At 71.7% G+C, this 718-nt stretch carries 1 protein-coding gene; it reads left to right on the top strand.

Annotation, left to right across the window (positions count from 1 at the left end):
* Window positions 1–718 (top strand): efflux RND transporter permease subunit (locus AX737_RS00080; protein ID WP_197430384.1); only part of this gene is annotated, 718 nt, incomplete at both ends.

Here is a 718-nt window from a genome sequence, read left to right on the forward strand (position 1 = left end):
TGACCTTCAACCCGGGCATCTCGCTCGCCGAGAGCAACCGGGTCGGGCTGATCGCCGAGAAGCTGCTCCTGGACATCCCGGGCGTGAAGGCGGTGGGCCGCCGGACCGGTCGGGCCGAACTCGACGAGCACGCCGAGGGCGTCCACTCCTCCGAGATCGACGTGGCGCTCGACGAAGGTACGAAGCGTCCGAAGGAGGCGCTGGTCGCCGACATCCGCGGGCGCCTCGCCGCCCTTCCGGTGGCGGTCAACGTCGGCCAGCCGATCTCGCACAGGCTCGACCACATGCTCTCGGGCGTGCGGGCCGAGATCGCGCTCAAGGTGTTCGGCGACGACCTCGACGCCCTGCGGCGGGTCGCGAACTCCCTGCGCGACCGCATGGCCTCGATCCCGGGTCTCGCGGACCTGCAAGTCGAGCGGCAGGTGCGCATCCCGCAGCTTGAGGTGCGCGTCGACTACACCCGGGCGGCCCTTTACGGCGTCCAGCCCGCGGCCGTCGTCGAGCAGATCAGCCGCCTCTCCAACGGTCGGGTGGTCTCGACGGTCGTCGACGGCGTGCGCCGCTTCGACGTGGTATTGCGCCTCGCCGAGAACCGCCGGACGACGACGGGGCTGGGCGACCTCCTCCTGGAGACGCCCTCGGGCTGGGTGCCGGCGCGCCAGGTCGCCGACATCCGCGAGACCGACGGGCCGAACCAGATCCTGCGCGAGAACGCCCG

Origin of the sequence: Methylobacterium sp. CCH5-D2, from assembly GCF_001556475.1 — a bacterium.
Lineage (GTDB): Bacteria > Pseudomonadota > Alphaproteobacteria > Rhizobiales > Beijerinckiaceae > Methylobacterium > Methylobacterium hispanicum.